8 protein-coding genes are annotated in these 8,231 nt (G+C 67.5%); 7 read left to right on the top strand and 1 reads right to left on the bottom strand.

Annotation, left to right across the window (positions count from 1 at the left end; translation table 11 throughout):
• Positions 1 to 466: TetR/AcrR family transcriptional regulator (locus AC1DBQ_RS19720; RefSeq protein ID WP_476930119.1), on the bottom strand; the 466-nt coding region annotated here is incomplete at its 3' end.
• Positions 467 to 615: 149 nt separating this feature from the next.
• Here AC1DBQ_RS19720 and AC1DBQ_RS19715 point away from each other — a divergent pair.
• From AC1DBQ_RS19715 to AC1DBQ_RS19685, 7 genes are all read left to right on the top strand, one after another.
• The gene (locus AC1DBQ_RS19715; RefSeq protein ID WP_476930118.1) at positions 616 to 2,223 is read left to right on the top strand and encodes a carboxyl transferase domain-containing protein; all 1,608 of its coding nucleotides are present in this window, start codon (positions 616 to 618) and stop codon (positions 2,221 to 2,223) included.
• Positions 2,224 to 2,230: 7 nt separating this feature from the next.
• Complete coding sequence (locus AC1DBQ_RS19710; RefSeq protein ID WP_476930117.1) at positions 2,231 to 4,405, top strand: acetyl/propionyl/methylcrotonyl-CoA carboxylase subunit alpha; 2,175 nt, start codon at positions 2,231 to 2,233, stop codon at positions 4,403 to 4,405.
• Between the two features lie 63 nt (positions 4,406 to 4,468).
• Positions 4,469 to 5,632 (top strand): acyl-CoA dehydrogenase family protein, encoded by a 1,164-nt coding sequence (locus AC1DBQ_RS19705; protein ID WP_476930116.1) that lies wholly within the window; start codon positions 4,469 to 4,471, stop codon positions 5,630 to 5,632.
• Positions 5,633 to 5,671: 39 nt separating this feature from the next.
• Positions 5,672 to 6,472 (top strand): CoA transferase subunit A, encoded by an 801-nt coding sequence (locus AC1DBQ_RS19700; protein ID WP_476930115.1) that lies wholly within the window; start codon positions 5,672 to 5,674, stop codon positions 6,470 to 6,472.
• 2 nt (positions 6,473 to 6,474) lie between these two features.
• On the top strand, positions 6,475 to 7,236 hold the full coding sequence (locus AC1DBQ_RS19695; RefSeq protein WP_476930114.1) for a CoA transferase subunit B: 762 nt from the start codon (positions 6,475 to 6,477) through the stop codon (positions 7,234 to 7,236).
• Positions 7,233 to 7,799: a MaoC family dehydratase gene (locus AC1DBQ_RS19690; RefSeq protein WP_476930113.1), complete on the top strand. Its 567-nt coding sequence runs from the start codon at positions 7,233 to 7,235 to the stop codon at positions 7,797 to 7,799. Before AC1DBQ_RS19695 ends, AC1DBQ_RS19690 begins: the two co-directional genes overlap by 4 nt.
• Positions 7,796 to 8,231: aldolase/citrate lyase family protein (locus tag AC1DBQ_RS19685; RefSeq protein WP_476930112.1), on the top strand; the 436-nt coding region annotated here is incomplete at its 3' end. The genes AC1DBQ_RS19690 and AC1DBQ_RS19685, both read left to right, overlap by 4 nt.

The following is an 8,231-nucleotide window of genomic DNA, read 5'->3' as shown; positions in this document are numbered from 1 at the left end:
CCCAGAGTTCGACGTAATTGCGCTGGAGCGTGCGGACCTCGTCCTGGTCCTCGCCGGCAAGGTTGCTGAAGTCCTGGTCCTGGACCCGGATGACGTCGGGATTGCTCAGGGCAAAGTCCACATGGAATGCCACGAGGCCGCCCAGCGCCGCCAGGGCACCGTCGGAGTCGGTAACCACGCGGCGGCCGCCGTCGAGCAGGTCCTGGCTGACGCTCAGCAGCAGCGCGCCGAGGACCGCCTGCTTGCCGGCGAAATGACGGTAGACAGCAGGGCCGCTGACCCCGGCCGCGGCGCCCAGGTCCTCCAGGGAGACACGGTTGAACCCTTCGATGGCGAACAGCGTGGCGGCGGCCGACAAGAGGGCCTGACGTCGGTTCGCCTTGGCCTGGCTCCGCTGTGTGGAAGGGGCTGGGGTGGAGGCGGCGTGTGCCGGCGGCGTCTGGGTGGTCTGGCTGGGCTCGGTCACCGGCGCATCCCCTCGTTGCAGATGGTTCCTGTGTTGGACATCACAGTTAATAGAGACTAACCTAAATTTCAGTTATGCGGCACTAACCGAAATAGCCGGACGGCTCCAGAAGCCGGTCCGGCACGCAGGTCAGGGAACGGAAGCAGTCAATGGAGACAATCGCCAGCCAGGTGGATGCCACGAGCGCCGCCTTCGCCGCGAACCGCGAGGCCCAGCTGGGGCTGGCCCGCGAGCTGAAGGAACGCCTCGCCACGGCCGCGCTGGGCGGTCCGGTGAAGTCCCGGGAGCGCCACGTGGCCCGCGGCAAGCTGCTGCCGCGGGAGCGCATCGACCGGCTGCTGGACGACGGTAGCCCGTTCCTGGAGATTGCCCCGCTCGCGGCCAACGGCATGTACAGCGACGACTCCCCGGGCGCCGGCGTGATTGCCGGGATCGGCCTGGTCCACGGCCGGCAGGTCCTGGTCATTTCGAACGACGCCACGGTCAAGGGCGGCACGTATTATCCGATGACGGTGAAGAAGCACCTCCGGGCGCAGGAAATCGCGCTCGAKAACCGGCTGCCGTGCATCTACCTGGTGGATTCGGGGGGTGCGTTCCTGCCCAAGCAGGACGAGGTCTTCCCGGACAAGGAGCACTTCGGCCGGATCTTCTTCAACCAGGCGAAGATGTCCGCGGCGAAGATCCCGCAGATCGCCTCCGTGATGGGCTCCTGCACCGCAGGGGGCGCCTACGTGCCGGCCATGAGCGATGAGACCGTGATCGTCCGGAACCAGGGCACCATCTTCCTGGGCGGCCCGCCGCTGGTGAAGGCCGCGATCGGCGAGATCGTCACGGCGGAGGAGCTCGGCGGCGGGGACGTCCACTCGAAGATTTCCGGGGTCACCGACCATCTGGCCGAAAACGATGAGCATGCCCTGCAGATCGTCCGCGACATTGTCTCCACCCTGCCGCGGCCGGCCGGCCCGGTCTGGGACGTCGACACCGTCGTCGAGCCTGTTGCGGACCCGGAGGAGCTCTACGGCGCGGTCCCCACGGACGTCAACGCCCAGTACGACGTCCGCGAGGTCATCGCCCGGCTGGTGGACGGCAGCCGGTTCCACGAGTTCAAGAAGAACTACGGCACCACCCTGGTCACCGGCTTCGCGAAGCTGCACGGCCACCCGGTGGGGATCGTGGCGAACAACGGCGTGCTGTTCAGCGAATCCTCGCTCAAGGGCGCCCACTTCATCGAACTCTGTGACCAGCGCGGCATCCCGCTGCTCTTCCTGCAGAACCTCTCCGGCTTTATGGTCGGCAAGGACTACGAGCAGGGCGGCATCGCCAAGAACGGCGCGAAGATGGTCACCGCCGTCGCGACCGCCCGGGTCCCGAAGCTGACCGTGGTGATCGGCGGGTCCTTTGGCGCCKGCAACTATTCGATGTGCGGCCGGGCGTACTCGCCGCGGTTCCTGTGGATGTGGCCGGCGTMGCGGATCTCGGTGATGGGCGGTAACCAGGCCTCCAGCGTGCTCGCCACGGTGAAGCGGGACCAGTACGAGGCCCGCGGCGAGGAATGGTCCGCCGCGGACGAGGAAGCGTTCAAGGCCCCGATCAAACAGCAGTACGAGGACCAGGGCAGCCCCTACTACTCCACCGCCCGCCTCTGGGACGACGGCGTGATCGACCCCGCGGACACCCGCACCGTCCTGGGACTGGCGCTCGACGTCGTCTCCCGCACCCCGCTGCCGGAGACCTCCTTCGGCCTGTTCCGGATGTGAGCCAGCAATGACCAGTACTTCGACATCGCCCAAGCCCCGGGCCCTCAAACCCCTGTTCGGCACCGTGCTCGTCGCCAACCGGGGCGAGATCGCCTGCCGCGTGATCCGGACCCTGCGCGCCCTGGGAATCCKTTCGGTCGCCGTGTACAGCGACGCCGACGCCGGCGCCCGGCACGTGCGGGAGGCCGACGTCGCGGTCAGGATCGGCCCGGCCGCCGCGACCGAGAGCTACCTGAAAATMGAGGCCATCGTCCAGGCCTGCCGCGACACGGGCGCCGAGGCCGTGCATCCGGGCTACGGCTTCCTGAGCKAGAACGTCGACTTCGCGCGTGCCCTGGCGGACGCCGGGATCACGTTCATCGGCCCAGGCGTCGAATCCCTGAACGTCATGGGCGACAAGATCCGCTCCAAGAACCACGTCACCGGCTACGGCGTCCCCGTGGTCCCCGGCATCGCCGAACCGGGCATGAGCGACGCGCAGCTGATCGGGGCCGCGGCCGGCGTCGGCTTCCCGCTGCTGATCAAACCCTCCGCCGGCGGCGGCGGCAAGGGCATGCACATCGTGGAACGGCCCGAGGACCTCCAAGCMACGCTGGCCACCGCCCGGCGGGTCGCGGCCAGTGCCTTCGGCGATGACACCCTGTTCCTGGAACGGCTCGTCACCACCCCGCGGCACATCGAGGTCCAGGTCCTCGCGGACAACCACGGCAACGTGATCTACCTGGGGGAGCGTGAGTGCTCGCTGCAGCGCCGGCACCAGAAGGTCATCGAGGAGGCGCCGTCGCCGTTGCTGGAGTCCCTGCCCGACGGGGCGGACGTCCGGGCCCGTCTGGGCAAGGCCGCCTGCCAGGCCGCGCGCAGCGTCAACTACTCCGGTGCCGGCACGGTAGAGTTCCTGGTCTCGGACAACGCCCCGGACGAGTTCTTCTTCATGGAGATGAACACGCGGCTGCAGGTCGAACACCCCGTCACCGAGATGGTCACCGGCATCGACCTCGTCGAATGGCAGGTCCGCATCGCCGCGGGCGAGGAACTCACCGTCACCCAGGACGACGTCGTCCTCACCGGCCACTCGGTCGAAGCACGGGTCTACGCCGAAATCCCGGAAAAGAACTTCCTGCCCTCCGGCGGGCGGGTCGTGCTTCTGGACGAACTGCCCGCTGACTCAACAGGTTCAGCAGGCAGCGTCCGGGTGGATTCGGCGCTGATCGAAGGCCTAGAAATCTCCTCCAGCTACGACCCCATGATCTCCAAAGTCATCGCGTGGGGAGAAAACCGGGCCGCTGCCCTCGACACCCTCGACGAGGCGCTGGCCGGGTACACCGCGCTGGGGATCGACACCAACGTCGAATACCTGCGCCTGCTCATCAACGACGCCGACGTCCGCGCCGGCCGGCTCGACACCGGCCTGATCGARCGCAGGATGCCGGAGTTCAGCTTCCGCCATGCGGRCGACTTCGAGGTGGCTGCCGCCGCCATGTACGTCGCTTCTCTGCAGGAACATGATGCCCAAGCCGCGGGGAAAGGCCCGTGGGACCTCCGTGACGGGTGGAGGCTTGGCGCCCGCGCCCCACGGCGGATCAGCCTGGGAACGCCCGACGGCGGTGTCGCCACGGTAGAGGTGTCCGGCGTGGTGGGGCAGGGCACGGCGAGGGTGAGTATCGACGGCGGGGCGCAGCGCACGGCATCACTTCGTTTTCCCGCCCAGGACCACGCAGAGTTGGTTCTCGGCGGCGAAGCCCTGGTCTACTCGCTCGCGCCGGTGTCCGGACACGTTCGGGACAATGCGACGCCCACGGAGATCTTCCTCGGCAACGAGGGCTGGTCCTGCCGTCTCGAAGTACTCACCCGCGAAGCGCGGCTGGCCCGCGTGCTGGCCGCGATCGAGCGCGAGGAAGGCGCCGCAGACCCCGCAGTGCGCTCACCGATGCCCGGGACCGTGGTGTCCGTGTCCGTCAGCAACGGCGACACCGTGGAGGCCGGCCAGGTGCTGCTCGCGGTGGAGGCCATGAAGATGGAACACCAGCTCGTGGCACCCCTGGACGGCACCGTCCACATCAGCGTCGGGCCCGGGGACCTCGTGAAGGCAGACCAGGTGCTCGCCACCATCCACCCGCCCGAATCCTMCCGAGCCGAGGACACCATCGAGGAAGCCGTCATCGCGATGGGCGCGGCGGAATAGCCGCCACAGCTTCAATACCAGGCCACAGTATTTAGACAGCAACACAGACAAAGGAGTCACCCCATGGCTAGTTTTGACCTCAGCGAGGACTACCAGGTCCTCAGCGACACCGTGCGCGAATTCGCCGACGAAGTGGTGGCCCCGGTGTCCGCCAAGCACGACGAAGAACACAGCTTCCCCTACGAAGTAGTCTCCCAGATGGCCGACATGGGCCTGTTCGGATTGCCGTTCCCCGAGGAGTTCGGCGGCATGGGCGGGGACTACTTCGCCCTGGCCCTGGCCCTGGAACAGCTCGGCCGCGTGGACCAGTCCGTCGCCATCACCCTGGAGGCCGGGGTGTCGCTCGGCGCCATGCCGATCCACCGCTTCGGCAACGCCGCCCAGAAACAGGAGTGGCTGCCGCTGCTGGCCTCCGGAAAGGCCCTCGCCGGCTTCGGCCTGACCGAGCCCGAGGCCGGCTCGGACGCCGGCGGCACCAAGACCACCGCCAAACTGGGCGGCGGGGAGTGGGTCATCAACGGCAACAAGGAGTTCATCACCAACTCCGGCACGGACATCACCAAGCTCGTCACCGTCACGGCGGTGACCGGCCAGGAGGAGCGCCCGGACGGCAGCATCAAGAAGGAAATCTCCACCATCCTGGTGCCCACCAACACCCCGGGTTTCACAGCGGAGAAGGCTTACAACAAGGTCGGCTGGAACGCCTCGGACACCCACCCGCTGACGCTGGACAACGTGCATGTCCCTGAGGAAAACCTGCTCGGCACCCGGGGCCGCGGCTACGCGAACTTCCTGTCCATCCTGGACGAGGGCCGGATCGCGATCGCGGCGCTGGCCGTGGGCGCGGCCCAGGGCTGTGTGGACCAGTCCGTGAAATACGCCAAGGAACGCAGCGCGTTCGGGCAGAACATCGGCAAGTACCAGGCCATCGCGTTCAAGATCGCCCGGATGGAAGCACGGGCCCACACCGCCCGTCTGGCCTACTACGACGCGGCCGCCAGGATGCTCGCCGGCAAGCCGTTCAAGACGCAGGCGGCCATCGCTAAGATGGTCGCAGGCGAGGCAGCCATGGACAACGCGCGGGACGCCACCCAGGTGTTCGGCGGCTATGGCTTCATCAACGAATTCACCGTGGCACGCCACTACCGCGACTCCAAGATCCTCGAAGTCGGCGAGGGCACCACGGAGGTGCAGTTGATGCTGATCGCCCGCGAACTGGGTCTCTGACCGGCCCGCTGGCCGCAACCGTCGAGGGAAGGATCACTGATGATCAACAAAGTTGTTGCCAGCGCTGCCGAGGCCGTCGCGGACATTCACGACGGCGCCTMGCTCGCCGTCGGCGGTTTCGGGCTGTGCGGCATTCCGGTCGCCCTCATCGAGGCCCTGCACCGGGGCGGCGCCACGAACCTGGAGACCGTCAGCAACAACTGCGGGGTGGACGACTGGGGCCTCGGGATCCTGCTCAAAGACGGCCGGATCCGGCGCACCACCAGTTCCTACGTGGGGGAGAACAAGGAGTTCGCCCGGCAATACCTCGCCGGCGAACTGGAGGTGGTCCTCACCCCGCAGGGAACCCTGGYCGAAAAACTGCGCGCCGGCGGCGCCGGCATTCCCGCCTTCTATACGCCGGCCGGCGTCGGAACGCAGGTGTCCGACGGCGGCCTGCCGCAGAAGTACGACGCCGGGGGCAACGTCGCGATCGCCTCAGCGCCGAAGGAAGTCCGCAGCTTCAACGGCACGGACTACGTGCTGSAGGAATCGCTGACCCCCGACTTCGGACTCGTGCACGCCTGGAAGGGTGACCKGCACGGCAACCTCGTCTTCCACGCGACCGCCATGAACTTCAACCCGCTGTGCGCGATGGCCGGGAGGATAACGATCGCCGAGGTCGAGGAACTCGTGGAACCAGGGGAGCTGGACCCGGAGCACGTCCATGTCCCGGGAATCTTCGTCCAGCGCGTGGTGCTGGCCCCGCACGGCGAAAAGCGCATTGAAAAGCGGACGGTGGCAGTTGCCGCCGGCACCTCCGGCGCAACAAAACGGTTACCAGAGCAGGCAGGAGCATAGTCGTGGAAACGAACAACGCCCAGGGCGCCCCGCCCCGTCCCGAAGCCGTCCGCCACGAATACCGGCCCGCAGCCCTCAAACATCCTGCCGGTATTGAGAGCAAGGGCTGGACCCGCAATGAACTGGCCGCCCKGGTGGCGCAGGAACTGCACAACGGGCAGTACGTCAACCTCGGCATCGGGATGCCGACCCTGATCCCGAACTACATCCCGGCCGGGGTCGAGGTGGTGCTGCACTCCGAGAACGGCATCCTCGGAGTCGGGCCGTACCCGGCGGACGAGCAGGTCGATCCGGACCTGATCAACGCCGGCAAGGAAACCGTCACGGTCAACAAGGGCGCCGCGTTCTTCGATTCCGCCGCCTCCTTCGGGATGATCCGGGGCGGCCACGTCGACGTCGCCGTGCTCGGTGCCATGGAAGTCGCCGCGAACGGCGACCTCGCCAACTGGATGATCCCCGGGAAAATGGTCAAAGGCATGGGCGGCGCCATGGACCTCGTCTTCGGTGCCAAAAAGGTGATCGTGATGATGGATCACGTGGACCGCAACGGCAAGCCGAAAATCGTKGACGCCTGCACGCTGCCGCTGACCGGCAAAGGCTGCGTGGACCGGATCATCACCGACCTCGCCGTGATCGACGTCGTGACCGACGGCGGGCAGTCCCGGCTGGTGCTGCGCGAACTGGCGCCGAACGTGACCGTGGAGGACGTCGTGGCGGCCACCGGAGCCGAACTCTTCGAGGAAGACCAGGAACTGACCGTATGAGTGACACCGGCAYGACTCCACCAGACGCTGGCGCCGGCACCGGCAGCCCCCGCGTGATTGAACAGCGCGGCCTCTATTTCGATGAGCTGGAAGAGGGCGTGGTCTACGCACACCGGCCCGGCCGGACCGTCACCGAGACGGATAACGTCCTCTTCACCACCATGACGATGAACACCCAGGCCCTGCACCTCGACGCGGCCTGGAGCGCCGGGCAGCCGTTCGGCCAGCGGCTCATGAATTCGATGTTCACCCTGGCCACCGTCGTGGGCCAGTCCGTGCCCCAGCTGACCCAGGGCACCATTATCGCCCAGCTCGGCCTGACGGACGTGTCCTTTCCCCGCCCGCTCTACCACGGGGACACCCTGTACACGGAGACGGTCGTCACCGCGAAAAGGCTTTCCGCGTCCCGCCCCGGCCAGGGCATCGTGACCATGCAGCACACCGGGCGCAACCAGCACGGCGACGTGGTGGCCCTCGCCGCCCGCAGCTGCCTGATGTGGACACGCGAGGCCCACGCCGCTGCCGAGCTGGAAGCGGCGCAAAAGGGGACAATAGAGACATGAGTTTCCTGATKGGTCCCGCCCTGCTGTTCTRCCCCGCCGACCGCCCCGAGCGGTACCAAAAAGCCGCCGAGCGCGCCGACACCGTGATCGTGGACCTCGAGGACGCCGTCGCCCCCGCCGACAAACAGCGGGCCCGCGGCGCCATCCTCGCCCAGCTCGGCGCCGCCGGCGACGTTCCGGAACTGGATCCGAGCCGCACCATCATCCGGGTCAACCCGGCCGGCACGGACGAGTTCGAAAAGGACATGCACTGCCTCAAGCACACGCCCTACCGGCACATCATGCTGGCCAAGGCCGAGAACGCCGCACAGCTGAAGGAACTGGAGGGCTACAGCGTCGTCGCCCTCTGCGAGACGGCCGTCGGCGTCATCAACGCCGCCGCCATCGCCGCCGAACCAAACGTGGTGGCCCTCATGTGGGGTGCGGAAGACC

This window comes from Arthrobacter sp. 10T413_2 (genome assembly GCF_056394205.1).
This window is presented reverse-complemented; position numbering and strand designations above follow the sequence as displayed.

Excerpts from the sequence above, each read along its gene's own strand:
- AC1DBQ_RS19705 (WP_476930116.1), top strand. The coding sequence starts at position 4,469 with ATGGCTAGTTTTGACCTCAGCGAGGACTACCAGGTCCTCAGCGACACC.